This is a genomic window from Actinacidiphila glaucinigra (assembly GCF_035918135.1).
GTDB lineage: Bacteria > Actinomycetota > Actinomycetes > Streptomycetales > Streptomycetaceae > Actinacidiphila > Actinacidiphila glaucinigra.
In genome coordinates this window covers 9,077,867-9,104,157 of the sequence record NZ_CP109144.1, presented here as the reverse complement: position 1 = coordinate 9,104,157, position 26,291 = coordinate 9,077,867, and the positions used below count along the sequence as shown (strand labels likewise).

Annotated in this window: 17 protein-coding genes; 6 read left to right on the top strand and 11 right to left on the bottom strand. The window is 72.3% G+C overall.

Annotated features, from left to right (window positions below; translation table 11 throughout):
* Positions 1–69: 69 nt before the first annotated feature.
* The 3 genes from OIE69_RS41260 to OIE69_RS41250 all read left to right on the top strand — a co-directional run bounded on the left by OIE69_RS41260 (position 70) and on the right by OIE69_RS41250 (position 2,679).
* Positions 70–1,350, top strand: a complete 1,281-nt coding sequence (locus OIE69_RS41260; protein ID WP_326580611.1) for an IS701 family transposase — start codon at positions 70–72, stop codon at positions 1,348–1,350.
* Positions 1,351–1,538: 188 nt separating this feature from the next.
* Positions 1,539–2,096, top strand: coding sequence for a helix-turn-helix domain-containing protein (locus OIE69_RS41255; RefSeq protein ID WP_326570060.1), 558 nt, complete (start codon positions 1,539–1,541; stop codon positions 2,094–2,096).
* A complete protein-coding gene (locus OIE69_RS41250; protein WP_326581556.1) occupies positions 1,993–2,679 on the top strand; it encodes an IS630 family transposase in 687 nt (228 codons plus the stop codon). The genes OIE69_RS41255 and OIE69_RS41250 overlap by 104 nt, the downstream gene beginning before the upstream one ends.
* A gap of 13 nt (positions 2,680–2,692) precedes the next feature.
* Here OIE69_RS41250 and OIE69_RS41245 read toward each other — a convergent pair whose 3' ends face one another.
* Complete coding sequence (locus OIE69_RS41245; RefSeq protein WP_326580610.1) at positions 2,693–4,906, bottom strand: non-ribosomal peptide synthetase; 2,214 nt, start codon at positions 4,904–4,906, stop codon at positions 2,693–2,695.
* Between the two features lie 348 nt (positions 4,907–5,254).
* Between OIE69_RS41245 and OIE69_RS41240 the strand changes: the two genes are divergently transcribed.
* Entirely contained in the window at positions 5,255–6,157 is a 903-nt protein-coding gene (locus tag OIE69_RS41240; RefSeq protein ID WP_326580609.1) for a GNAT family N-acetyltransferase, read from the top strand.
* Positions 6,158–6,172: 15 nt separating this feature from the next.
* On the opposite strand, the gene OIE69_RS41235 is transcribed toward OIE69_RS41240, so the two are convergent.
* From OIE69_RS41235 to OIE69_RS41195, 9 genes are all read right to left on the bottom strand, one after another.
* Positions 6,173–6,895 carry a 2-phosphosulfolactate phosphatase gene (locus tag OIE69_RS41235; RefSeq protein ID WP_326580608.1) on the bottom strand — a complete coding sequence of 241 codons (723 nt, stop codon included), beginning with the start codon at positions 6,893–6,895 and terminating at the stop codon, positions 6,173–6,175.
* 63 nt (positions 6,896–6,958) lie between these two features.
* Positions 6,959–8,002, bottom strand: coding sequence for an ornithine cyclodeaminase family protein (locus OIE69_RS41230; protein ID WP_326580607.1), 1,044 nt, complete (start codon positions 8,000–8,002; stop codon positions 6,959–6,961).
* A complete protein-coding gene (locus tag OIE69_RS41225; RefSeq protein ID WP_326580606.1) occupies positions 7,999–8,805 on the bottom strand; it encodes a phosphosulfolactate synthase in 807 nt (268 codons plus the stop codon). Before OIE69_RS41225 ends, OIE69_RS41230 begins: the two co-directional genes overlap by 4 nt.
* A gap of 72 nt (positions 8,806–8,877) precedes the next feature.
* Positions 8,878–10,482: an amino acid adenylation domain-containing protein gene (locus tag OIE69_RS41220; protein ID WP_326580605.1), complete on the bottom strand. Its 1,605-nt coding sequence runs from the start codon at positions 10,480–10,482 to the stop codon at positions 8,878–8,880.
* A gap of 151 nt (positions 10,483–10,633) precedes the next feature.
* Positions 10,634–10,849 carry an MbtH family protein gene (locus OIE69_RS41215; RefSeq protein WP_326580604.1) on the bottom strand — a complete coding sequence of 72 codons (216 nt, stop codon included), beginning with the start codon at positions 10,847–10,849 and terminating at the stop codon, positions 10,634–10,636.
* Positions 10,850–10,983: 134 nt separating this feature from the next.
* The gene (locus OIE69_RS41210) at positions 10,984–16,287 is read right to left on the bottom strand and encodes a non-ribosomal peptide synthetase (RefSeq protein WP_326580603.1); all 5,304 of its coding nucleotides are present in this window, start codon (positions 16,285–16,287) and stop codon (positions 10,984–10,986) included.
* Positions 16,288–16,337: 50 nt separating this feature from the next.
* The gene (locus OIE69_RS41205; protein WP_326580602.1) at positions 16,338–17,729 is read right to left on the bottom strand and encodes a condensation domain-containing protein; all 1,392 of its coding nucleotides are present in this window, start codon (positions 17,727–17,729) and stop codon (positions 16,338–16,340) included.
* Entirely contained in the window at positions 17,719–18,522 is an 804-nt protein-coding gene (locus tag OIE69_RS41200; RefSeq protein WP_326580601.1) for a thioesterase II family protein, read from the bottom strand. Before OIE69_RS41200 ends, OIE69_RS41205 begins: the two co-directional genes overlap by 11 nt.
* A 2-nt stretch (positions 18,523–18,524) precedes the next feature.
* Positions 18,525–19,751 (bottom strand): cytochrome P450, encoded by a 1,227-nt coding sequence (locus OIE69_RS41195; protein WP_326580600.1) that lies wholly within the window; start codon positions 19,749–19,751, stop codon positions 18,525–18,527.
* 163 nt (positions 19,752–19,914) lie between these two features.
* Here OIE69_RS41195 and OIE69_RS41190 point away from each other — a divergent pair, with 163 nt between their 5' ends.
* Positions 19,915–20,652, top strand: coding sequence for a hypothetical protein (locus tag OIE69_RS41190; protein ID WP_326580599.1), 738 nt, complete (start codon positions 19,915–19,917; stop codon positions 20,650–20,652).
* Between the two features lie 60 nt (positions 20,653–20,712).
* Here OIE69_RS41190 and OIE69_RS41185 read toward each other — a convergent pair whose 3' ends face one another.
* Complete coding sequence (locus OIE69_RS41185) at positions 20,713–23,853, bottom strand: condensation domain-containing protein (protein WP_326580598.1); 3,141 nt, start codon at positions 23,851–23,853, stop codon at positions 20,713–20,715.
* Positions 23,854–24,085: 232 nt separating this feature from the next.
* Here OIE69_RS41185 and OIE69_RS41180 point away from each other — a divergent pair, with 232 nt between their 5' ends.
* The gene (locus OIE69_RS41180; RefSeq protein ID WP_326580597.1) at positions 24,086–26,263 is read left to right on the top strand and encodes a condensation domain-containing protein; all 2,178 of its coding nucleotides are present in this window, start codon (positions 24,086–24,088) and stop codon (positions 26,261–26,263) included.
* The last annotated feature ends 28 nt before the right edge of the window (positions 26,264–26,291 follow it).

Here is a 26,291-nt window from a genome sequence, read left to right as displayed (position 1 = left end):
TTGACGACAGGCTCTAGTAGGACTCCGTTAGGTCTTCCCGTCGGGCCTGTTCAGGAGCATGTTGGGTGTGTGGACGCATATCAAGTGGGGCGGGTTCAGGCAGGGTTGGCACTTTTCGTGGCTGATGTGTTTGCGTCGGTTCCGCGGAAGGACCAGCGGGCCAAGAGTGACTGCTACCTGCGGGGGCTGATGCTGGATGGCCGTCGCAAGTCGATTCAGGCGATGGCCGGGCGGTTGCCGGACGGCAACGAGCAGAACCTGCAGCAGTTCGTGAACCAGTCGGCGTGGGATCCGGTGCCGGTGCAGCGACGGATCGCCGAGCGGATGCTGCCTCTGGTCGCTCCGACGGCCTGGGTGATCGACGACGTGTCGATGCCCAAGGACGGCCGGATGTCCGTCGGGGTGGCTCCGCAGTACTGCGGCGCGCTGGGCAAGCGGGCCAACTGCCAGGTCGCGGTCAGCGTTCACGCTGCCAGCGACACCGCTTCCTGCCCGCTGCAATGGCGCCTGTTCCTTCCGCAGGAGTGGGCGGCCGACACCGACCGTCGGACCAGCACCCGCATCCCGCCTGAGGTCGGGCACCGCGAGAAGTGGCGTCTGGCCCTGGACATGCTCGACGCCCTCGCGACCTGGGGCATGACCCCGCCAGTCGTCGTGGCCGACGCCGCCTACGGGACCAACGCCCACCTGCGGGCCGCACTGACCGAACGCGACATCGCCTACGTCCTGGCGATCCGCGCGAACGTAACCGCGCACGCCCTCGACACCGAGCCCGAGGCTCCCGAGCGCCGCGGCGACACCGCATGCTGGCCCCAGCCCCGCTACCGGCACCCCGCACCCTCGGCGGCAGAACTGGCCGCCGGCCTGGAACGCGAAGCCTTCACCACGGTGACCTGGCGCCAAGGATCCCGAGGAGACTTACGCTCCCGCTTCGCGGCCATGCGTGTCCGTCCCGCCGGCAAAGCCGTCGAACGCCCCATCCGAGCCGCCGCCTCAGCAGAACAAGGCTGGTGGGATGGCATCCTGCCCGACTGCTGGCTCCTGATCGAATGGCCGACCCACGCGGAAGCGCCCACCGACTACTGGCTGTCCAATCTGCCGGCCGACACCCCGATCGCCGAGCTGGTCCGGCTGGCCAAGGTCCGCTGGCGCATCGAGCACGACTACCGCGAACTCAAGCACGGCCTGGGCCTGGACCACTTCGAAGGCCGGTCCTGGCCGGGCTGGCACCACCACGTCACCCTCGTGACCGCCGCCCACGCCTTCCTCACCGAACGACGCCTGTCCCCAAAAGCGTCAGCGCCGGCCTCACCCTCTACCGCCTCCTCGACGCCCTCCAGGACATCTTGAGGTGCTGGACCGGTATCCGCACCACCTGCCAGCAACCCCTCCCCGAACGCACGCCTACACCACCAAGATCAAGACAGACCTAATGAAGTCCTACTAGTAGCGTGTCGTTGCTTAATCCTGGGTTATTTGGTTGGGATGGTGGTGTCCGGCAGATGTTCCTTCCCTTCTGCCGAGCGGGAGTTGGTGTGATGGGTTCGCAGAAGAAGAGGCCGGTGGTGCTGACCGCGGGCGATCGTGAAGTGCTGGTTCGGGTGACCACGACGGGGGTCCATCCGGCCTCGGTGATCAGGCGGGCGCGGGTGCTGCTCGCGCTGGACACCTCTGCTGGTGAGATCGACTCCCAGGATGCGATCGCTGCCCGGGTCGGGGTCTCGGGCGAGACGCTGCGGCTGGTGGCCAAGCGGTTCGCCGAGAGCGGTGGTGACGTCGAGGCGACGATCCAGCGGAAACCGCGGGATCTCCCGCCGGTGCCCTCGCCGGTGACTGGTGAAGTCGAGGCCCGGCTGATCGCCCTGGCGTGCTCCCAGCCTCCTGCAGGCCGTGCCCGGTGGTCGCTGCGGCTGCTGGAGAAGCACGTCGCCCTGGTCGAGGGCATCCCCGATCTGGACCACTCAACCATCGGGCGGATCTTAAAAAACGAGGCTGCGTCCTCATCTGAGGAAGTGCTGGACCATCCCACCACGAGCAAACCCGCAGTTCGCGGCCCGGATGGAAGACGTGCTGGCCGTCTATGCCCGACCTTATGACCCGGCCCGCCCAGTGGTGTGCATGGACGAGAAGCCCTACCAACTCCTCGCCCATGCCCGCGACCCGCTCCCGGCCCGCCCCGGCCGCGACGCCCGCCAGGACAGCGAGTACATCCGCTGCGGCACGTGCTCGATCTTTGTGTGGGTTGAACCCCTGCGCGGGTGGCGCCGAGTAGACGCCCAGCCTCGTCGCACCCGGATCGACTGGGCCGGCCAGGTCAAGCGATTACTGACCGAGGACTACCCCGACGCCGAGACCGTGGTCCTGGTCATGGACAACCTCAACACCCACGGCATCGCCTCACTGTACGAAGCATTCGAACCAGCCGAGGCCTTCGCCCTGGCCCAGCGCCTCGAGATCCACCACACCCCCAAACACGGGTCATGGCTCAACATCGCAGAGATCGAACTCTCCGCACTGACCCGGCAATGCCTCGACCACCGCATCGCGGACCTCGACACCCTCAACACCGAACTCTCAGCCTGGCAGAACACCACCAACACCGACCAACGTCAGGTGAACTGGCAGTTCACCACCCACGACGCACGCACCAAACTCCGCCACCTATACCCCACACATTAGCTGCGACAGTCTACTAGTCCCCGAGTTCGGTCAGCTCGGCGACGGTCGGGCTGAGATAGAGGGTGCGGGCCGACAGTTCGCGCCCGGTTTCCCGTTGGACGAGGACCAGAAGTTCCGCGGCGGTCAGCGAATGCCCGCCCAGCTCGAAGAAGTCGTCCTCGATGCCGACGTCCTCGACGCCGAGCACCTCCGCCCACAGATCGCACATCAGCCGTTCTTCCGGGGTCCGGGGCGCGACGTAGTCGTTCATGGCGGCGCGCGGCAGCCGGTCGGTCTCCGGCAGCGCGTTCCGGTCCACCTTGCCGTTGGCGGTCAGCGGGAGCTCCGCGAGGACCATGATCCACGAGGGTACGTACGAGGGTGGCAGCAGCTCGCGCAGGTGACGCTTGAGCTCACGCTCCAGCGAGCGGGCGTCCTGTCCGGCGTCATCGGGGACGGCGTAGGCGACCAGACGGTTGCCGCCGCCGGGCCCGGGTCCGGCGATCACGGCCGCCGCCCGTACCGCCGGGTGGTCCGTGAGGGCCGTCTCGATCTCCCCGGGCTCCACTCGGTAGCCGTTCACCTTCACCTGCCGGTCGGCCCGCCCGAGGAAGTCGAGGGACCCGTCGGGACGCCAGCGCGCCAGGTCGCCGGTCCGGTAGAGGCGCGCGCCGGGCCGTTCGCCGGTGGGGTCGGGTACGAAACGCTCCGCGGTGGCCCCGGGACGGCCCAGGTAGCCGCGCGCCAGACCGGCTCCCGCCGCGTACAGCTCGCCGGCCACTCCCACCGGGACGGGCCGCAACCGGGAGTCGAGCAGCAGCACGCGGGTTCCGCCGATGGGGCGCCCGATGGGCACGGAGGAGGTGATGTCCTCGGTGCCGAGGGTGGCGCACGTGGTGAACGTCGTGTTCTCCGTCGGCCCGTAGCCGTTGATGACGGTCAGGTCGGGGTGCTCCGCGAGCACCCGCTCCACGGCGGCCGGCGGGACCACGTCTCCGCCGGTGATCAGCTGCCGGACTCCGCGCAGGCCGTCGACGTGCTGGGACGCGAACCGCTGGAACAGCCCCGCGGTCAGCCACAGCACGGTCACCGACGCTTCCACGACCAGTTCCGCGAGCCGGTCCACCTCGACCCTGCCGGTCGGGGAAAGGACCAGTTCGGCCCCGTTGGCCAGGGCGCCCCAGATTTCCAGGACCGAGGCGTCGAAGGCCACGGGCGCCGTCTGCAGGAAGACATCGGTGGGCTCGAACCGGGCCCAGTCGGGCGAGTGGACGAGCCGGGACACCGCGGCGTGCGGCACGCCGACCGGCTTGGGCCTGCCCGTGGAGCCCGAGGTGTAGCTCACGTAGGCGAGGTTGGCCGGGTCCGGCGCGGGGAGCTCGGCGGACCGCGTGCCGTCCTCGTGTCCGGTGCCGTCGAGCGCCGCCAGCGGCACGGCCGTCACACCGTCCGGAAGCGTCCAGCCGGACGGGTCCTCGTCGACGACCATCAACGAGACAGCGGCGTCGGCCAGTTCGCCTGTTCGCCGCGCCGGCGGTGACTGGGGGTCCAGGTACAGATAGGCCGCCCCAGCCTTGAGGACGGCGAGCAGAGCGACGATCAGACGCGGCGAGCGCTCGGCCAGCACGCCGACCACCTGCTCGGGCCCGGCCCCGGCGACGACGAGGCGCCGGGCCAACAGGTCGGCCGCGCGGTCCAGTTGCCCATAGCTCAGCTTGCCGGCCTCCCCGGAGACGGCGACCGCCTCGGGGGTGTCGGCCGCCCACGCGCCTACCAGCTCCGGAAGAGTGCGCGGTGGGGCCGCGGGTACGCCGTCGCCGCCCCAGGCACGTACGAGCTCCGTGTCCGCGTCCGAGGCCAGGGGCAGGGCTGAGACAGGAAGCCGCGGGTGCGCGCGACCCGCCAGGACGGCCCGCCTCAGCTGGTTCCGCAGGTCGTCGGCCGGGAAGGCACGCGGTCCGCGGATCCGCACGGTGCCGAGGCCGTCGACATCCACGGAGACGCCCTCGCCGGATGCGGCGGCCTCGTCCCCGCCGGGCGCCGCGCGTTCGGTCCGGAGCACCACATCGGCGTCCTCCGTACCGTCGCCGTCGGCTTCGGATGCCCGTACCGCCCTCAGCAGTTCCTCGGTGGACGGGTCGTCCGACAGGTCCAGAGTGCGGACGTGCCGAAGAAGGCCGTCCTCGTGGTGACCGACCAGCACCGAGTCGCGGAGCGTGTGCCGGTGGAGGACAACGGCCGCGGCCACCAGGGTTTCCGCCGCTGACGGCGCCGCTTCCGGCGCGGCCGGAACAGTACGCCTCAGATCGTCGCCCACTGGCGACCTCCGCCCCTCAGCACGCCGCTCGTCATGGTGCTCCTTCCGCTTGCCCTCGGGTTCCGGTGCTCCCTCTTCCCTCCCTGATATATCGGCGCGCCACCGCACCGGGGCAGTCAGGAGACTCCCCTACCCCCGTGGAGCGCCTGTCGGGCCCGCGTTCTCCTAGGATGGCGTGAACACACACAGAGCACACGAGAGCATTCGGCGCCTGGCACCGCGGCGCGCATGACGAGCTGATGCCCGTGCGCACACCGCACTTTGGGAGCCCGTGACGGTATGAACGACCTTCTGATCCGGCACCTCGCCGAGGACGAACTGCACCTCTTCGACTCCATGCCCGCGTCCACTCTCGTGGGCTTCGGCGCCTTCGGCGACACCTTCGCCGACATGGCCGCGCGGGGCGAGTACCGGTCCGAATGGGTCTGGGTAGCGCTGCGCGAGGGCACGGTGGTCGCCCGCGCCGCGTGGTGGGGCGGCCCAGAGGACACGCAGCCGGCCTCGCTCGACTGGTTCGACTTCACCGACGCCGAGGCCGCGACCGAACTCCTGCGCACGGTGCCGCTTCGCGCGCAGTACATGCTCAAACTTCCCCCGGGTTGGCGGGAGGATCCGGCGGTACGGGCCGAGGCCGAGGTCCGGATCGCGGCGGCGTCGGCCGCCGGGCTCGTGGAGCAGGGCGAGCGGAACCACTACCGGTGGACGCCCGACTGTGGGCTGCCGCCGCGTCCGGACCGGCTGACGTTCACTCCCGAGCCCGACGACGCCGTGATCCTGGAGGTGTTTCGGCGCGTCCACCGCGGTTCCCTGGACACCCAGGCGCTCCGTACCGTCGAGGAGTCCGGCATCGACGCCGCCGCCCAGGAGCAACTGGACTACCTGCGCTGGATGCCGAGCCCCCGGTCCTGGTGGCGGCTCGCCCACACGTCCGACGGTGAACTCGTCGGTCTCGTCGCGCCGTGCCGCAACTACGCGGCCCCGCTGATCGGTTACGTGGGCGTGGTTCCCGAACAGCGTGGCCACGGCTACGCGTACGACCTGCTCGCGGAGGCGACGCACTTCCTCGCCGCCGAGGGCGCGGAGGTCGTCACAGCCGGCACCGACCGCTCCAACACCCCCATGGCGGAGACCTTCCTGCGCGCCGGCTACCCGGTGACACAGCACCGGATCGACCTGGTCTGATGCCGACGCCCCCCGTCAGCCCTCCGGGCCGGGCCGGTCCGGGTACCGCCGCAGCAGTTTCCCGTCATAGTACGGAAGGACGGGCGAGTCGGGCCGCTGGGTGAGGATGAACGCGAGGTCGTCCGCTCCCGTCTGCTCGTGCCGGACGAGCCACTCGGCGGAAGGGCCGTGCACCAGGTCGTCCACCGTGATGCCGTCCAGCGAGCGGCACAGGCGCGCGAGGCGCGGTCCGACGGCCCCGGTGAGGCGTCGGGCGAGTTCGACGCAGACGAAGTCGTCCTCCGTCCGGCGCTCGCCACGGCACCCCGCCGGGACGCAGAGCCACCGGCCGCCGCGCGCGACGGTGGCGGCCAGCGCGTCGAGGTTGGCCAGGTCCCCCGTCAGCACGGTGTCCGCGACCCGGGCCGCCTGCGTGAGCGCCCGCGCGCCGTTGGAGGACAGGAAGGACAGCGGGGCACCCGTGACGGGCAGGTCCCGTACCCGGGTGGGGGAGTTCCCGCAGACGAATCCGTCCAGGACGACCCCGTGCCACTCCCCCAGACACCGGCGCCCGCGCCGCAGGGCCTCGGCGGCCTGCTCCGGCGTGGCCAGGATCTCCGTCTCATGGCCGTGCTCCACCAGGCTGCGCAGGGTGGAGGTGGCCCGGAACAGGTCCACCACCACCACGCCGGTGACCGGTGCTCCGTCGCCGAGCAGTTCCAGCTCCGACGGGTCGCACAGTTCCAGTCCGGTGCTCAACTGTCCGTTCCTCTCGCGTCTCCGGGTGTGTGTGGGGAGCCCAGGGGCGCCCCGTGCTGCTAGCTAGTGGGGAAGGACGCTGCCGAGACCCAGGGGCTTGGCCCGCTGGGCCACCTTGGCGGCCAGCGCCACGTCCTGGGCGGACATCCCGATCGGGTTCACCAGCACGATGTCGTGCTCGTGGGTGCGCGCCGGCCGGGTGCCCGCGACGACCTCGCCGAGGTGGGCGGTGACCGCGCGGCCCTCGCCGAGTGCCGGGGCGCCTTGCCCGCCCTGCTCGGCGATCCGCCCCGCCCGGTGCAGCTTGCCGAGGATGCGCCGCCGGTCGGCCGTGATGAGTCCCCATTCGTCGACGACGAGGGCGTCCGCGGCGAGGAACACCTCCGGGAGCGGGTCGTCGAGCGAGACGTTGACGAGGACGCTGCCCTTCTTCAGCCAGCCGTACCGGATGTAGCCCTCGTCGGTCGTCGTGAGCGTGACGACGACGTCCGCCCCTGCGACCGCCTCCTCTGCCCCGGACGCCGTCGAGCAGTCGACGCTGCGCCCCGCCCAGGCTCCAGCGGCGTGGGCCGCGAGCTTCTCGGCACGCCGCGGGTCGTGGTCGTGGATCACGAGCCGTCGCAGCTCCCGCAGCCGGGGAACGAGCACCTCCAGATGGACCTCGGCCAGTGTTCCCGCGCCGATGACCGACAAGGTGCGCGGCGGTCCAGCACTCAGGTGCTCGACGGCGACGGCGGTGACCGCCGCCGTGCGCAGCGCGGAGATGCGCGCCGCCTGCATCATGGTGCGGACGTGACCGGTCTCGGGGTCGAACAGCAGGATCAGGCCCTCGGCCCGGCGCAGCCCGAAGCGGGCGTTGGCGGGATTCCCGTTGATGATCTTGGTGCCGACCAGGGGGCCTTCGGGCCTGCCCAGCCACGAGGGCATGTTGAGCGTGCGCGCGGCACCCTCCTCGGCCGGCCACTGGAGGAACGCCTTGGCGGGTGTCCGCACGAGGTCGGCGGCGTGCAGGCGCAGTACCTCCGCCGCCGTCTCCACCACGTCGATGCCGTCGAGCGCCCGGTCGACGTCCGCCGAGCCAAGGTACTCCATTCCCCTGTCGGTCATCGCGCGGCCACCTCCGGCAGCCCCGGCCGGAGCCTCTCGTTGCGGTAGGCGTCGGAGTGCAGTCCGCGCCGGTACATCTCGACGCGGAGCACCTCCCCGAGCCGGACGTTGGACAGACGGACCCCGGCCCCGTAGCGGTCGAGCAGCGCGAACTGACTGCGCTTCGTGGGGGCTTCGAAGCAGAGGCCCTCCAGTCCCCAAGCCTCGACGAAGCGGTCGGCGAAGCCCGCGTGGAGCTGCTGCCGTTCGTCGAAGAGCCCGATGTCCCGCGCGTCCTCACGGGCTTCGATCACCAGGTCCACCGCACCCGCGTCACGCCAGGTCCGGCCCTCCGCCAGCAGTTCCTCGACGGCCGCCGCGTCGAACGACCCCGTGTGCTTCGAGCCGAGCTCGTACTGGACTTCGAGTCCGAGCGCGTTCGCCTCGGCGACGACCCGCCGCGCGTCGAGCGGGGACCTGACGAATCCCTGGCTGACCTCGATGCGGTCGAATCCGGTCTCGGCGCACAGCTCAAGGTAGGAGGCGACCTTGTCGTGGGCCGCGGCGATCTCGAACGGTCCGCCGCCGGCGACGGTCGGCACGCCGTACTTCCGCGCCGTCGCGATCTTGAACCGGGTAGCGTCGTAGTCGGCGATGATCCAGCACGACATCGAGAGCTTGAGGCGCTCGACGAGCCCCCCGCTCTGCTGGAGATGGCTCTCCAGCACGAGCGGGGCCTCCCCCGGGTCGAAGGGAGAGGTCAGCGCGGGGGGCTCGGCCACCCCGAGTTCCCGCAGGTACCCGCTCGACAAGCTGTCCGCCATGTAGTCATCCTCCTGATGTAGTTGCGTCAACCGCGCGGCCGCGTCCGTGCGAAGAGTGCGGGACGGGACCTCTCACAGCCGATCGGACCCGCGGGATACGGCGAGCGCCGCCCGGTCGACCTTCCCGTTGGCGCTCAGCGGGAACTCCTCCACCGTCACCACTTCGGCCGGCACCATGTAGTCGGGCAGGTGCCGTGCCAGTGCGTCCCTGACCTGGGCGGGATCCACCATGCGGCCGGGCTTGGGGACGACGAAAGAGACGAGCCGGTTCTCATCGGTGCGGTCCCTCCGCGTGAGGCTGACGGCCGCCGAGACGTCCGCGTGCGCGCACAGGGCCGTGTCGACCTCGCCGAGCTCGACCCTGTTGCCGCGGATCTTCACCTGCTCGTCGATCCGGCCGAGGTAACGCAGCGTCCCGTTCTCGTTCCAGGCCACCAGGTCGCCGGTGCGGTAGACCCTGCCGCCGGGCACGAAGGGATCGGGGGCGAAGCGTTCGGCGGTCAGGCCGGGGCGGTTGAGATAGCCGCGTCCGACGCCGGCGCCGCCGATCCACAGTTCCCCTTCGGCGCCCCTCGACAGCAGAGCCCCCGCTCCGTCCACGACGTACGCGGTGGTGTTGGCGAGGGGAACGCCGATGGTGCTGATCGTCTCGACGGGATCGGTCGGCACCCGGCCGTGCACACAGCAGATGGTGGTCTCCGTGGGCCCGTAGAGATTGTGGATCTCCACGCCCCCGCCAGCCGCGAGCCGCTCGACGAGGGTGCCGGGGAGGTCCTCGCCACCGCACCAGACACCACGGAGCTCCGGCGCGGGACGGCCCAGGTCGGCGTAGAGCCGCCAAGTGGTCGGAGTCGCCTGGCAGATGGTGATGCGGTGCTCCGTCAGCAGGGCATGCAGCCGCTCCGGGTCCCCGGCGGCGCCCCGGGGGGCGACCACCAGACGGGCCCCCGCCGTCAGGGTCAGGTAGATGTCCGTCCCCGACATGTCGAACGAGAACGGCACCACGGCGAGGGTACGGTCGTCCGCGCCCATGCCCGCCGCCGTCAGCAGTCCTTCGACCAGGTTCGCCAGGCTGCGGTGCTCGATCATCACCCCCTTCGGACGGCCCGTGGACCCCGAGGTGTAGATGACGTAGGCGAGGTCCAGCGGCCCGGGCCCCTCCCCGGCCGGCACGTCGGGGAGAGCGTCGACGTCGACGTCCTCCACCCGGACGACGGTCGTACCGTCGGAGGCCGGCAGCCGGGACGCGAGTTCCCGCGTCGTGACCAGAACTGCAGGCCGCGCGTCGAGCAGTACCCCCTCGACGCGGGCGACGGGGTGGTCGGGATCCAGCGGCACGTACGCCGCCCCGGCCTCCCAGGCCCCCATCATCACCGTCAGCATCTCGGGGGTACGGGGCAGGCAGACCGCGACGAGCGAACCGCGTCCGGCTCCCGCATCCCTCACCACCCGGCCCCAACGGCGGACGCGGCCGAGCATCTCGGTGTACGAGAGCCGCGTGGCCCCGTCGATCGCGATCCGGTCCGGGGCCTCGGCGGCCACCCGGGCGATCCGGCGGGGGACGCTCCACTCGCGGAAGTCAGGGCCGAGGGAACCCGGTCCCGGTACGGCACGGCCGACGCCCAGGGCCTGCACGGGGGACGCGTCGGTTCCGTGCGCTCGGGGCACATTTCTCATGAGATGACTTCTCCAGATCGCTGCGACCCGTGCGCCCGGACGTCCGGGCGCACACATCCTCGTGAACGGTCGGCGCGGGCAGCAGTCGGGGAAGCCCCCTACAGCGCCTGCCCTCGCGGTGTCGGGGTGCGCCGTGGAACGCCGCCCGCGCTCAGGCCCCCTGCTGCTCCATGTGACGGCGCAGGCTCAGCGGCCGCATGTCCGTCCAGACCCGGTCGATGTGCGCGAGGCACTCCTCCCGGCTGCCCTCGGCGCCCTCGGCACGCCAGCCCTCGGGGACGTCCGTGCCGGAGCGCCAGATCGAGTACTGAAGCTCGTCGTTGAGGACGACCAGGTACCGGTCGTCGTCCTGCTGTGCGTCAGCCATGTCATGCTCCTGGTGTGCGCGGGGAAGGTCCGGCCAATCGGAAGGTGCGGTCAATCTGGCACAGGAAGCCCGGCGGGCCATGTCCGGAAACCTCCCTACTCCCCTTCCGCGGAGGGCCCGGGAGCAGGGGGTGGTCACACGTCGTCGCCGGCATCCAGCAGACCGGTCACGACCTCGTCGGAGATGCCGTCCAGCTCGCGCAGGAGCCGTTCCAGTTCGTCGGGTGACGTCTGGTCCAGCTGTGCGCGTTCCACCGTTTCGGCGAGCGACCGGATCGTGGTGCCGGCCCTCAGGAGCTCGGCGACGGACAGCTCCACGCCGACGTCCGCACGGATGCGGGCGGCCATGCGGGTGGCCAGCAGGGAATGCCCGCCGAGTTCGAAGAAGCTGTCCGTGACGGAGACCCCGGGGATGTCCAGGAGCTCACTCCATATCGTCGCCAGCCGGTGTTCCGTCTCGGTGGCGGGTTCGATGTGGGCGGACGGCGCGTCGGCCGGTTCCGGGTCGGGCAGGGCGCGGCGGGCGAGCTTGCCGTTCGGACCCAGAGGCAGGGCGGGGAGCCGGACGAAGGCGGCGGGGATCATCGCCTCCGGCAGCCGCCCGGACAGGAACGACCGCAGCTCGGCGGCGTCCGCCGTCTTCTCCTCCCCCGCCGCCGGCACCGTGTAGGCGACCAGGCGGAGCCTGCCGTCGGGGCCGGGCCTGGGCACCACCGCCACGGCACTGACGGCCGGGTGTCCGGCCAGCGCGGTCTCCACCTCGGCCGGCTCGACCCGGTGACCCCGGATCTTCACCTGGTCGTCCGCCCTTCCGAGGAAGTCGAGCGTTCCGTCGGCGGTCCAGCGGCCGAGGTCGCCCGTGCGGTAGAGACGTCCGCCCGGCTCGAAGGGGTCGGGCACGAACCGCTCGGCGGTGGCCCCGGGGCGCCCCCAGTAGCCGCGGGTGACGGGCAGGCCGCCGATGCACACCTCACCGGGCATCCCGACCGGCGTCGGACGGCCCCGGTCGTCGAGGACGTACACGCGGGCCCCCGGGATCGGGCGGCCGACCGGCAGCCGGGCGCCCTGGTGGGCGCCGTGGCGCACCGAGTGGCCGACGACCTCGATGGTCGCCTCGGTGGGACCGTACAGGTTGAACAGCTCCACCGACGGCAGGCGCTCGTGGAAGCGGTCCGCCAGTGCGGGTGACAGCGCCTCGCTGTTGGAGAACACCCGGCGCAGGGGACGCGCGCATGCGCCGACGCCCGGCTCGTCGAGGAACACCGCGAGCATCGAGGGGACGAAGTCGCAGGTGGTGACCGCCTGTTCCTGGATGAGCCGGACCAGGTACCGGGGGTCCTGCTGCCCGTGGGGCTTCGCCAGCACGATCCGCGCGCCGACGCTCAACGGCCAGAAAATCTCCCACACGGAGACGTCGAAGCCCACCGACGTCTTGTGGAGCACCGCGTCCGACCGGCCGAGGGCGGAGTCCTGCTGCATCCACTCCACGCGGTTCGTGGCACCGGCGTGCGGGGTCATCACCGCCTTCGGCGTGCCGCTGGTTCCCGAGGTGTAGACGACGAAGGCCAGGTTCCGGCCGTCCGCCCGCCGGGGCGGACGGGAAGCCGGGAATCCGGCGGCGGGATGCGGCGCCGCGTCCAGGCGGACCACCACGGGCGCTCCGTCCCCGGTGCCGCCGCCGTCTCCGTCGTCGAGCCGCGCTCCGTGCTCTCCCAGGCGCGTGGCGAGTTCCCCCGTGGTGAGCAGGGTGCTCGGGCGCGCGTCGGCCAGCAGGGCGGCGAGCCGACCGGGCGGGTGCTCGGCGTCGAGGGGTACGTAGGCGGCCCCCGCCTTCAGTACGGCGAGGAGGGCGACGACCAGCTCGGGAGAGCGGGGGAGACAGACCCCGACCCGCGCGTCCGGTCCCGTCCCCATCGAGCGGAGCAGTCCGGCCAGCCGGTTGGCCCGTTTCTCCAGCTCGCCGTAGGAGACCGTGGCGTCGTGCGCCACCACGGCCGTCGCTTCCGGGGTGCGCTCCGCCTGCGCCTCGAAGGCCGTGTGGAGCAGGCCGTCGGCGAGTGCCGGCACGTCGCGCCCGCCGAAATCGTGGACCAGGCGGTCTCGTGCCGCTTCGAAGACCAGCGGCAGCTCCCGCACGGCGGTGTCCATCCGGTCCGCCGCGGTCTCCAGGACAAGCCGCAGCGTGTCAAGCAGGGATTCGACGGAACCGCGCTCGAAGAGCGAGGTGTCGTAGACCGCGTGGCCGTCGAGACCGCCGTCGGGCCGCTCGAAGACGTGCAGGGCGAGTTCGAACTGGGACCCTGGGCTGGGGAGTTCGAAGGGCTCCGCGTGAACGCCCCGCGCCTCCCAGGGGAGGGCCGGCAGGTTCTGCAAGGCCAGCGACACCCGTACCAGCGGCGCCCGGCCGCCGGTACGGTCGACTCCCGCGCGCCGCTGGATCTCCTCGTACGGATGGTCCTGGTACGGGTAGGCGGTCAGGCAGGTGTCGCGCACCCTGTCCAGGAGTTCCTCGAACCGGGGGTTGCCCGACGCGTCGACCCGCAGGGGCACCAGATTGACGAGCAGTCCGACCGCCTGTTCGGTGCCGGGCCGGTGCCGGCCCGCCGCCGGTGTGCCGATCACAAGGTCTTCCTTGCCGGTCCAGTGGGTCAGCACGGCGGCGAGGCCCGTGAGCAGAGCCATGAACGGGGTGGCCTTGCGCGCCGCCGCGGCGGACTTCAGCCGTGCCGTCGCCGCGGCGTCGAGCCGGAACGGCAGCGCGGCGCCCTGCCAGGACGGGGCGGGCGGCAGGGGCCGGTCCAACAGGAGTTCGACGGGCTCGGCGCCCTCCAGACGGTCGCGCCAGAACGCCTCGGCGGCCGGGTCGAGTGCCGGCGGCGGCAGGAGCACCGGGTCCGGAAGCGCCACGCCGTCCGCCCGGCCCTCGCGGTAGTACGCACCGAGTCGCCCGAGCAGGAGGCCCATGGACCAGCCGTCCAGGACGATGTGGTGGGCCACGACGCCGAGGTACCACTCGTCCTCGGGCGCGCGCAGCAGCACCGCGCGCAGCAGCGGTCCTTGCGCCAGGTCGAACGGCTCGGCCGCCAGTTCCCCGATGGCATCGGCGGCGTTCACGGGAATCGTGTCCCGCGGGCCGTCCTCGTCCCGGCCGGGGCTCGCGGGGATGTCGCGTATGGGCAACTCGACGGCGTACGGGGGTGCTTCGACAGTCCTCAGCACATCATCGGCGCCGAGCGCGAAGACGGTGCGCAGTCCGGGGTGGGCCCGGACAAGTTCGGTCAGGCCGTCACGGAGCAGTTCCGGGCGCACGGGTCCGGTCAGGCGTACCCCGCCGACGACGTGGTAGGCGCGACCGGCGCCCATCCGGTCGAGGAGCCACATGTTCCGCTGACGGTCGGTTGCGTGGTCCTGTACGGCTGGGTCGACGAGAGCGGAGGGCCGGGCCTCCACGGGTGCGGAAGGGCCGAGGGAGACGGCCCGGTCGAGGTCGGCCGGGGTCATGCCGTCGAGCAGTTCGGCGACGGGGACGTCGCGGCCGTACGACTCCCGTAGCGCCGAGGCGAGGTGCACGGCCCGCAGCGAGTCCAGTCCGAGGCCGACCAGTGCGGTGTCCGCCTCGGCCCGGTCCGCGTCGTCGCCGAGCACCTCGCGCAGGAGCGCGGCCAGTTCGGGGTTCGCGAGGTGCCCGGACGCGGGTCCCGTCTTCGGGTCCGTGTCGCGGACTGTGGCCGCGGGCGCCACGCGGGCCAGGGCGTCGGACGCCCACAGGTCGCGGCAGGCGGAACGGCGGATCTTGCCGCTGGTGGTACGCGGGATGGTGCCGGGCCGTACCAGGGCGACGTCGTGCAGGTGGATCCCGTGTTCGGAGGCGACGGCCCGGCACACGGCCGTCACGACGTCGGCCGCCTCCGCCGGGGCGAAGCCGCGCTCCACCTCGTGGACGAGCACCACCCGTTCCGTGTCGCCGTCGTCGACGGAGAAGGCCGCGCCGCGCGTCGGCCGCAGCCCCGGGTGCGCGGACTCCGCGGTCTGCTCGACGTCCTGCGGGTGATGGTTCCTGCCCCTGACGACCATGACGTCCTTGACACGGCCCGTGACGTACAGCTCGCCGTCCCGGAGGAAGCCGAGGTCGCCCGTGCGCAGGAAGTCCTGGTCGCCGTGGCCGGCGAGGCGTGCCCGGAAGACCCACTCGGTCTCCTCGGGGCGCTTCCAGTACCCGTCGGCGACGGTCGGTCCGGCGACCCAGACCTCGCCGACGCGGTCGGGGCCGGCCTGCAGGCCGGTGTCGGGGTCGACCACCGCCACCAGATCCTCGCCCCGCGGGCGGCCGCTCGACGTCAGCACGGCGACCGGCCCGGGCACGGATCCGGTCCAGTCCGTCGCCCGGCCCTCCGCCAGATCCTGCCGGGAGACGCGAACCGTCTGCGGCCGGCCGTCGGCGGGCGTTCCTCCGGTGACCAGCAGCGTGGCCTCGGCGAGGCCGTAGCAAGGATGGAGGGCCGAGGGGCGGAAGCCCGCGGGGGCGAAGGCCCGCGCGAACGCCTCCATCGTGGACGCGCGCACCGGCTCCGCGCCGACCAGCGCGTGCTCCCAGCGGCTGAGATCGAGCCTCAGGCGCTCCTCGGGGGTGGTCCGCCGGACGGCCTCGAGGTAGGCGAAGTCCGGTGCGGCGGAGAGCGTGGCCCCTCGGCTGCTGATGGCTTCGAGCCACCTCATCGGGCTGCGCAGGAAGGCCGTGGGGGGCAGCATCGTGCTGGGGAAGCCGCTGTAGAGCGGTTGCAGGATGCCGCCGATCAGTCCCATGTCGTGGTACGGCGGCAGCCAGCTGACGCTGGAGCTTTCGGGCCCCGCGCCGATTGCGCCCGCAATGATCCGCGAGTTGTGCACCAGGTTGTCATGACGCACCACGACGCCCTTGGGGGTGCCGGTCGATCCCGAGGTGTACTGGAGGAACGCGGGCGCGTGCGGGGCGGGCGGCCGGCCAGGAGCGGGCTCACCGGCGAGCTCCGGCAGGCCGTCGGCCTCGATCCACCGCAGGCCGGGCACGGTGAGCAGGGCCGATCCGCGGCCGTGGAGCTGGGCCTTCGTCGCCGTGTCCGTGAGGGCGACGACGGCTCCGGAGTCCGCGGCGACGGCCAGGACCTGGGCCTCACCGCGGGCCCCGGCTGGCAAAGCGACGGGGACGGCGACAGCCCCCGCGTACAGGCAGCCGAGGAATCCCGCGATGTAGTCCTCGCCCGGCGGGAAGAGCAGCAGGACGCCGGCGCCAGCCGCACGGTGTTCCCCAAGCACCCGGGCGAGGGTGCGGGCCCTCTCGTCGAGCCGCGCGTAGGTGAGCACCGCCGACGTGCCGTCGTCGGACGGGAACTCAAAGGCCGTGTGGGACGGGGTCGTTTCCGCCCGTCGCGACAGGATGTCGACGAAGGTCGAGGCTTGCACGCTGGCTCCAGATGATCGTCGGCGGCGGGACACCACCGGTGCTGAGCGGGTCACAGATCTCCCAGGCGGGCGAACACCCGGCGGTCCTGGTGGGCCATCATTTCCTCGAGCACGTCCACGTACTGGCCCATCAGCCGCTCGATGCGCGACGGGGAGAAGTGGGAGGTCCGATAGCGGACCTGGACCACGGCGCCGTTCGCGTCGTGGCGCAGCCGGACGCTCAGCGGGCGCAGCACGTACTGGCGGGCGGCCGTGATCCTCTCGGTCCGCAGCTCCCCGGTCTCCATGAGGACGTCCAGTTCCTCTTCGGCGGTGAACTGGACCTCGTCGATGCGCTTCATCAGGTCGGGGGTGTCGAGGTGCGGCTCCAGGAGGTGGGGTGGCAACTCGGGATAGGTGAAGTCCTGGGTAACGCGCTCGTGGGTGGCGGAGACGAGTTCGGCGTAGGTGGGGTCGCCCGACAGGTCGGTGCGGATGACGACGTCTCCGGAGAAGTCCGCCACGAGGTCCCGCAGTTCGCTCCGGTTGCGGTACGACACGGGTGCGTTGACCGCGATGTCACGCTGGCCGGAGTGGCGCGCGAGGAGCACCGTGAAGGCGGAGAGGCCCAGTGTGTAGAGGGTGGTGCGGCGCTCCTTGGCCAGGGCGAGCATCCCCTGGTGAAGCGCGTCGGGGAGCGGGACGATCAGCATCCCGCCCAGCGGGCCCGCGTCGGCGCCGGGTTCCCGGTCGCTCGGCATGACGGCCGGTTCCGCGCCGACCAGTCGCGCGGACCAGTACGCGATCAGCTCGGCGCCCCTGGCCCCCGCGAGGCGGTCCCGCTGCCAGGCCGCGAAGTCGGCCCACTGCACCGGCAGCGGTGGCAGTGCGCACGGCACGCCCGCGAGGTCGGCCGCGTAGTGGGCCGAAAGGTCCCGGACGACCACCTCCAGGGAGCGTGCCTCGCCGATGATGTGGTGCAGCAGGAGCAGCGCCACGTGGTCGTCGTCGGCCACCCGGAAGAGCCGAAGTCTCGCGAGCGGGGCCCGGTCGAGCGGGAAGGGGCGGTCCACCTCCTCGTACACCGTCCGGTCGAGGTCTGCCAGGTCCAGGTCGTCGACCCGCAGCGTCGCCGTCACGCGTTCCGCGACGATCTGGGTGAGCCGGCCGTCCTCGACGCGGAGCGCGGTGCGCAGCGTCTCGTGCCGCGCGATCACCGCGTTCCAGGCCCGTTCGAGTGCGGCGATGTCCAGCGGCCCCCGCAGTCGCAGGGCGCTGACGATGGCGAGCGAGGGGCCGGATGTGCCCGCTACGCCCTGCCACATCCCCTCCTGGGAGACCGCGGCCGGGAAGCGCTGCTCGCCTTCGGTGCGCGGCAGCACCGGAATGGTGCGGGCGGCGCGGCGCCGGTTCAGCAGCTCCCGCTCGATCCTGGCGCGTTCCTCGATCCGGTCACGGTCCACTGGGTTCTCCCTCTGCCGCGGTCGCCCGCCCGGCGGCCGCTTCCGGCTCGTCGTTCCCGTCCGGCGCGGCGAGCCCGCCCGCGAGCACCTCCACCAGTTCGGCCGGGGCGTCCATGAACGCGTAGTGCGGCCCGCTCAGCACCGTGAAGTCGCAGTCGCCGATGTCGCTCCACCCGCCCATGAGGTCGTGCGGGACTTCGGTGTCGGCGTCCCAGCCGATGGCGGTGACCGGGCAGTTCACCGGCGTGGGGTCCACCACGCCGTAGTTCCGGTGCGTCGCCACGTCGGCGACCAGCACCTCGGTGGTGAGCTCCACCAGGTCGGGCCTGCTCGGCACGCCGAGCCCGGCTAGCAGCCCGGTCACCTCCGTCTGGAGCTCGGGGCCCGACAGGTCCAGGAAGCGCCCGTGCGGGCCCCGGTGGGGGGCCACCTGCGAGGAGACGAAGAGCCGGGCCGGCCGCGGGTAGCCCGCCCGTGCCATGTGCAGCACGATTTCGTACCCGGCCAGTGCCGAGCTGCAGTGCCCGAAGAAGGCGAAGGGGCGGTCCAGATATGGCAGCAGCCCCACGCTCACCGCGCGCGCGAGCTCGTCGAAGGAGGAGAACGGCTTCTCCCGGAACCTGTTCTCCCGGCCCGGCAGCTGAACGGGGCAGATCTCCGTCTCCCCCACGAACCTGGGCCAGTCGCGGTACATACTCGCGCCACAGCCCGAGTACGGCAGGCAGAAGAGGCGGGAGGAGGCGTCCGCGGACGGTTCCCGCATCAGCCACTTTCCATTGCGTACGGCGGCCATCGTCAGTTCCTCATCTTCGCGGTCACGACGAGATGCTTGATTCCGGCGACGAAGTTCGAGCTCAGGTGCTCTGTCTCACCGGACCTCTCGAAGCTCGTGAAACCTTCACCGAGCTCCGTCAGCAGGGTGCGCAGGCTGACCCGCGCCACGGTGTGGCCGACGCAGTAGTGGGCGCCGCTGCCGAAAGCCATGTGCCGGTTCGGCTTGCGCCGGGGGTCGAAGACGTACGGGTCGGTGAAGACCTTCTCGTCGCGGTTGGCGGACCCCAGCCAGACGACCACCGCGTCTCCGGCCCGGATCCGGCGGGTGCCCAGTTCCACGTCGTGCTGTGCGTGCCGCATGAAGTGGTTGGCGGGCGAGGCCCAGCGCAGGGCCTCCTCCAGGGTGTCGCTCACCGAGTGGGGACTGAGCAGGTCCTCCAGGGCGGGCGTGCCGAGCAGGCTGTCGAAGACGGCCAGCGGCACGTAGGGGGTGGTGACGTTCGCGCCCAGGAGCAGGCTGTAGCAGTTGGAGAGGACCTCACCCGGTCCCAGGGGCTCACCCTCGACGGCGGTGTTCATCAGCAGGGTGATGAGGTCGTCGCCGGGCTTCCTGTGGCGCAGGCGCACGACCTCCGCGAAGTAGGCGAACAGTTCGCGGTGCGCGAGGGCGGCCGTCTCCTCCGGGGTCGCCTGTGACATGTACTCGGGGTCTTCCGCGGCGATGGACATCAAGGTGAGGCGGGTGAGCCGCGGCCAGTCCTCCTCCGGCAGGCCCATCAGCATCCCGGCGACCGCCATCGGCAGTTCCGTAAGGGCTTCGGCGAGGTCGAACGGCTCTCCGGAGCGGGCCGGGGCGAGCAGGCGGCGCACCTGGCCTGCGATGACATCGGTGGAGTGCTCGACCGCCTTGATAGTCAGGGCGCGCTGGAGCGGCGCCCGCATCCGGGTGTGCCGGGGCGGGTCGGTGGCCGCCATCTGCCGTCCGCCGGCCGGATCGTCCTTGCCCAGGAGGCTCAGCAGGGTTCCACGTTCGGAGGTGAACGCGGTGTGGTCGCGCAGGACGAACGAGGCGTCGTCGTAGGTGGTGACGGACCAGAAGCCCCCGTCGCCCTTGGGGTGCCAGCGCACCGGCTCGCGGGCGCGCATGGCCTGCCACACAGGGTGGGGATCGCCGTGCGCGTACGTACGGGGCTCGGTGAGGTCCACCGCGTCGAGGTCCACGGACAGCGGATCAACCGGTCCGGACATCCGCATAGAGAAGTCACATCGCTTTCGTTCCGCCGCCGTGCCGGTCCACGCTTCCGGTGCGTGCCGACGCTGGAGACCGATGGAACAGCAGCCCCTTCGAGGGGAGCCAGTCCGTGGATCCCCTGACTGGTTCTCCCGTGCCCGCAGGGCAGACTCCGCTGACGTGACAGACATGGATACGCTCGTCGTCCCCGCCCGGTTCAACGGCCCCACGCACAGCGCCAACGGGGGGTTCTTCTGCGGGCTGGTCGCCGAGGCTGCCTCCGCCGCCGCGCTCCCTGCGCCCGTCGCGGTCTCCCTGCACGCCCCGCCCCCGCTGGAGGTGCCGCTCCGGGTCGAGGCCGCCGGCCGGCGCACGCACGTGTGGGACGGGGCGACACTCGTGGCGACGGCGTCACCGACCCGGCACGCCGTGGCGCCCCTGCGAACCGTCTCGCCGGCCGTCGCGCACGAGGCCTCCGGGCTTTTCGAGGGCCGTCGCCACCATCCCTTCCCCACCTGCTTCGTGTGCGGGCCCGACAGATCCGCGCCGGGCGGCCTCCTACTGGCGCCCGGGCCAGTGCCGGGAGAGCCAGGACACGTGGCCTGCCCGTGGATCCCCGACGCCTCCGTGCCGCTCCGCTCCGGCCGGGTCGCGCGGGAGGTCGTCTGGAGCGTGCTCGACTGTCCGGCGGGCTGGACCGTCGGGGCGACGGACGTGACGCGGGTCCTGGGCTGGATGCACGCGGAGATCCTGGACCTGCCGTCGGTGGGCGAACCCTGCGTGGTGACGGCACGCCTGGACCAGAGGGACCCGCGCACCACGACCAACACAACGGTGCTGCACGGCAACGGCGGCAGGCTGCTGGCCCGTGCCACCACCCGATGGATGGAGTGGCCCGCGTCGGCGGACGGCGCCTGAGGCGCGGTGACCACGGACGGCCCGGGGCCGGCGGCTCCTACGTCCGCCGGCCGTCGTCCGTCAGAGCCCGGTGGCGTCCGCGTCCGAGCCGGTCAGCGCTTCGAGGACCCGCCAGGCCATCTCCGCGACGGTGAAGTCGGCGTACAGCTCCCTCAGCGGCAGGTCGACGCCGAAGAGCTCCTGGACGCGCGCGGCCACCCGGACGGCCGCCAGCGACTGGCCGCCGAGCTCGAAGAAGTCGTCGTACACCCCGACGGAGTCGATGCCGAACTCCTCCCGCCAGATGCCCGCGATCTCCTCCTCGAAAGGTGTGCGGGGCGCCACGTGGCGCCCCCGGCCGTCGGTCGACGTCTCCGGCGCGCGAAGGTCCCCGTAGGCGGGGGCGCCCGAGGCATCACGCGGGATCCGGCCGACCGGGACGATCACCCGGGGCACGGCCGCCCCGGGCAGCCGCTCGTGGAGATACGCCGCCGTGGCACGCGGGTCCACCGAGGTGCCGGGACGCGGTGCCACGTACAGCACCAGCCCCTGCCCGTCGGCGGCCTCCGGCAGAACGACGCACGCGCAGTCGGCCACGTCCGGGTGGGCGGCCGCCGTCTCCTCGACCGCGGACGGGGTGACGCGTAGGCCTCCCGAGCGGACGAGGCCGTCAACGCGCCCGACGATCTCCAGTCCCCCGTCGGGGTGCAGTCGCGCCAGTTCACCGGTGCGGTGAAGGAGTCCGCCGGGGGTCGCTCCGTGCGGATCCGGTACGAAGCGGGCCGCGGTCTCACCGGGGTGCGACCGGTAGCCCCGGCCCACCGCCGGTCCCGCCAGGTGGAGTTCGCCCGTCGTGCCGAACGGCACCGGCTCCAGCCGGGCGTCGAGGACGTGGGCCCGGAGACCCGGGGCGACAGAGGCGGCCGTGCGCTCGGCGGAGTCCTGCGGGGGCAGCACGCCGACCGAGTACAGGCCCGCCACTTCCGGCATCGTGCGGGCGTGGAGCGAGCGGCCGGGCGCGGCGGCCCACTCGCCCCGCTCGTCGACGGCGGGCACGCGGTCGTCCCAGAAGATCCGGGTGTGCACCGAGGGGGGCAGCACGGAGGGGTGCGCCTCCTCGCCGGAAGAGGCCCCGGAGAAGGAGACGACGGTGACGTCCGACTTCTCGGCGGCGGCCCAGGTCCCCTCCAGGACCAGCGCGGCGCCCGCGGCGAGCACGGGCCACGCCTCGGCCGCGAACCGCGCGGGATCCGGGGCGACGAGCAGATAACGGTCACCCTGCTCGAGGCCGAGGGCCTCGGCGGCGGCACGGGCCCCCGCGGCGAGCTGACTGTGGCTGTGGAGCGCGCCGGAGCGGGCTCCGTATCCGACACCGGGCGCGGTCATGGCCAGGCTGCCGGGCGGGGTTGTCGGCGCGATACCGGAGGCGGGCGCGCCGCTCCCGACCCGGGCGCCGGAATCCGGCCGGGCGATCCGGTCCGGCGTACCGAGGGCGACGGCCTTCACCGAGTCGGGCAACGGGCGCGCGGAGCCGTCGGTCACGGCATGCGAGGCACCGGCGTCCCTGACGGCCCGGCCGACGACCTCGGCCGGTCCCTTCGGGTCGAGGACCAGGTGCCCGCCACCGGCCTTGCTCGTGGCGAGGAGGGCGACGAGCAGGTCGGGTCCGGCGTCGAGCGGCAGCGCGACCGTCGTCTCCGGACCGACGCCCTCCCCGCGGAGCCGGTCGGCGAGGTCGGTGGCCCGGCGGTCCAGCTCCGCGTAGTCGATCCGCTCACCCTCGTGCAGCACGGCCGGCGCGTCGGGGGTCAGCCGCGCCCACTCCTCGGCGGAGGCGTGGGCGGCGGCGGGCCCGCCGCCCAGGCCGGTCCGGTCGGCGACGGTCAGGATCGCCGCCCGCTCCTCCGGCGTCAGCAGGGTGATGCCGGAGATCCGCTGCTCGGGCAGGTCGGCGACGGAGTGCAGCAGCGTCGTCAGCTGTGCCGCCATGCGGGCGATGGTGTCCTCGTCGAACAGGTCGGTGCGGTATTCGATGCGGGCCCGGTAGACGTCGGCCCCCGGCGAGACGTCGAGGAGCAGGTCCGTCTTCGCGGTGCCGGTCTCGGTCCACATGGGTTCGAACGCGAGACCCGCGGCGGTCCACGAGGGGCGCGTCATGTTCTGGAGCACCACCATCACGGGTGCGTCGGCCGTGCGGTCCCCGGAAGGCCGCTCCGCGCGCAAGTGCTCGAGCAGCAGCTCGTAGGGGAGCTCCTGGTGGTCCCAGGCTCCCACGCAGGCGTCGCGTACCCGGTCGATCAGCTCGACGAAGCGGGGGTCGCCCCCCGTGTCCACGCGCAGCGGCAGGGTGTTGACGAAGTAGCCGATCAGCCCCTCCAGTTCGGGGCGTTCGCGCCCCGCCGTCGGGGACGTGACCGTGATGTCGTCCTGGCCGCAGACGCGGGAGAGCAGCACGTCGAACCCTGCCAGCAGGGCCATGAACAGCGTGGCCCGCCGTTCCCGGGCCAGCGCCTCCAGCCGGTCCATCAGGGGTGCGGGCAGTGTGAACCAGTAGGACCGGCCGCGTGATGTCGCCACCTCTGGCCGCGGCCGGTCCGCCGGAAGGCGCGGGGACGTGGCCCCAGCCAGCTGTCCGCTCCAGTAGTCGGTCAGTTCCCGCAGCGTCTCGCCTTGCAGCCGGCCGCGCTGCCACACGGCGAAGTCGGCGTACTGGATGGGAAGTTCCGGCAGCTCCGGTTCTCGCCCCTCGCGGTGCGCCTCGTAGGCGGCCGACAGCTCGGCGAAGAGGATCCGCGAGGAGACACCGTCCGTGACGATGTGGTGCAGGGCGAGGACGACGATGTGGTGGTCGGCCGCGAGCCTCAGGAGCGTGCAGCGCAGGAGGGGGCCGTTCCTGAGGTCGAAGGGCCGTCGGCCTTCTTCGCGGACCTCCGCCTCGATCCCGTCCAACGCCACCTCGATGACCCGGACGGTCACCGGTTCCCCGGGGCCGATCACCTGGACCGGTGCCCCGTCGGCCAGCGCGAAGACAGTGCGCAGCGCCTCGTGCCGCTCCATGACGGTGTTCAGCGCCTTCTCCAGCACCGCCGCGTCCAGGACTCCCCTGACCCTCACGACGGACACCACGTGGTACGTGGGCCGGTCCGGATCGAGCTGGTGCTGCAACCAAAGGCTCTGCTGCGCGAACGACGTCTCGAACTGGATCGCCGGCTCCACCGTCACCACTCTTCCCCGGGCGCGTCGGCCACGCGCCACCCGTCGGTCGGTCCATCGGACCCTGCTGTCGACCTTCCGGTCCCCGGGGGGCGGGACGGCAGTCGGGAGTCCTCCCGACTGCCTGCCGGGGCGGCACGCTGCCACGATGCGCGGCACGTACTTCGGGCACGTCGCGTCCTCGCGACCGTACGCGGAACCCCCCGCGCACTCCCGTCACCGGAACACAAGGAGATCAGTGATGGCGGACGAGACGGCGTCGCACCCCGACGACCTGCACCGTCGCATCGACGCGCTGTCGCCGGACCGGCGCCGGCTGCTCAGCCGTCGCCTGGCCGAGCTGGGCAAGGCGGGCCGGCAGCCGCTCCCCCTGCTGCCCCGAGAGGCCGGGATCAACCGGCTTCCCGCCGCCACCAACCAGCAGCGCCTCTACTTCCACCAGCAGGTGCGGCCGGAATCGTCGGCGTACGTCGTGCCGGTAGCCCTGAGGCTCACGGGCGACCTGAGCAAGGACGCGCTGCGCGAGGCGCTGGCGGCGCTCGTACGGCGGCACGAGCCGCTGCGTACCGGCTTCGAGGTCACCAGCGCAGACGGGCTCGTCCAGGTGGTGCGGGGCGCGGACGAGGTGTTCGTGCCTCTCACCGTGGAGTCCGTTCCGGAGGACGAGGTGCCGGGGCGGCTGGCCGAACTCGCGGCGATCCCGTTTGACCTGGAGCGTCCGCCCCTGATCCGCACGGCGCTCTGGAAGATGCGGGACGACGGCGAAGCGGCGGAGTCCCGGGAGGGGGCGGTCTCCTGGGTCATGGCCCTGATGGCGCACCACGCCGTGCTGGACGGCTGGTCGCTGGGCATCCTCGTCCAGGAACTCATCGCCCTGTACGCGGCCGCGTCCGAGGGACGTCCGCCGGCGCTCACCTCGCCGGCCGTGCAGTTCGCGGACTTCGCCGCGTGGGAGTGTCGGCAGACGGAGCTCCCGGAGGCGGCCCGCCATGCGGCGTACTGGCGGGAGTCCCTGGCCGGCGCCCGGGTGCCCGTCCTTCCCGTCGGCGCCCATCCGCGGCCGGACGGGCGGGCGGCGCACGACCGTGCCGTACCGGTGGCCGTTTCCCCCGACCTGACCTCGGTGCTCACAAGGCTCGGCCAGTCGGCCGAGGCCACCCCGTTCATGGTGCTGCTCTCCGCGTTCGCCCTGGTGCTGGAGCGCTGGTCGGGCCAGTCGGACCTCCTGCTGTGCACCGCGACGGCGGGACGCCCCCGGCCCGAGGTCGAGCGGGTGGTGGGGTTCTTCGCCCGGACCGTGCCGCTGCGGCTGACGGTCGACCCGGCTGGCACATTCGACGACCTTCTGGCGCACACGCGCGGCCGGTGCGTCGACGCGTACGCGCACCAGGAACTCCCCCTGCACCGCATCGTCGGCGCCACCGAGGAAGCAACCGGCGGACGCCCCCTGCGGCCCACCGTGATGGTCGCCCTGCGGGACGTCCCGATGGGCAGCATCCGACTCGCGGGCGTATCGGCGGAGGTGATCGAGCTCCCCTCCCCGGACACCGAGTTCGACCTGAGCCTCGATCTCCATCCGACGTCCGAGGGCGGCGTGTCCGGCTGGCTGCACTACTCCGGCGAGCTGTTCGCCCGGGAGACCGCCGAGCACGTGGTGGCGGCGTTCCTTGAGGTCCTGGGGGCGCTCACGGGAAGCGGCGGCACACCCCTGACCGAGCTGGCGGGACCGGCCGGGCCACTCGCCGCGTACGCCTCGGCGCACGAGGCGGACCGCCACCTCCTGGAGGTGCGGGGCGCCTTGGTCGACGTGGACGAGGTGACGGCCGCGCTGTGGGAACTGCCGGGCGTGGAGGAGGCGGTCGTCCTCGCCCGCAGCCACGAGGACGGCGGCCACGAGCTGCTCGCGTACGTGACCGGGGCGATCACGGGCGGGGAGGCGCTGCGCCGTCTCCTGGCCGACCGTCTGCCCGGCCCGATGGTCCCGGACCACATCACGGCCCTGGATGCCCTCCCGCGCACGGCCGGTGGCCGGCTCGACCGGGGCGCCCTTCCCGTTCCCGCCCGGGCCCGCTCCCATGACGCCGCCGTCCACACGCCGCCCTCGGGGGAGCTGGAGCGGATCCTGGCCGACATCTGGCAGCAGACGCTCGACGTCGAAGCGCCCGGCAGGAACGACGACTTCTTCCGTCTCGGCGGCCACTCGCTGCTCGCGACGCTGATGGTGTCCCAGGTGCGCGAGCTGTTCCGGGTCGAGCTGCCGCTGCACTTCTTCATCGAGGCGCCCACGATCGCCTCGCTGGCCGATCTGGTGCGCGAAGAGGCACGGCTTGGCGGCGCGGACGCCGACCGGATCGCCGAGATCATCCGCAGGGTCCAGAAGATGGAGGCGGACGAGGTCGCGGCGGAGCTCCGCACGTGAGGGGACGAGCTGCGGACGTGAGGGGACG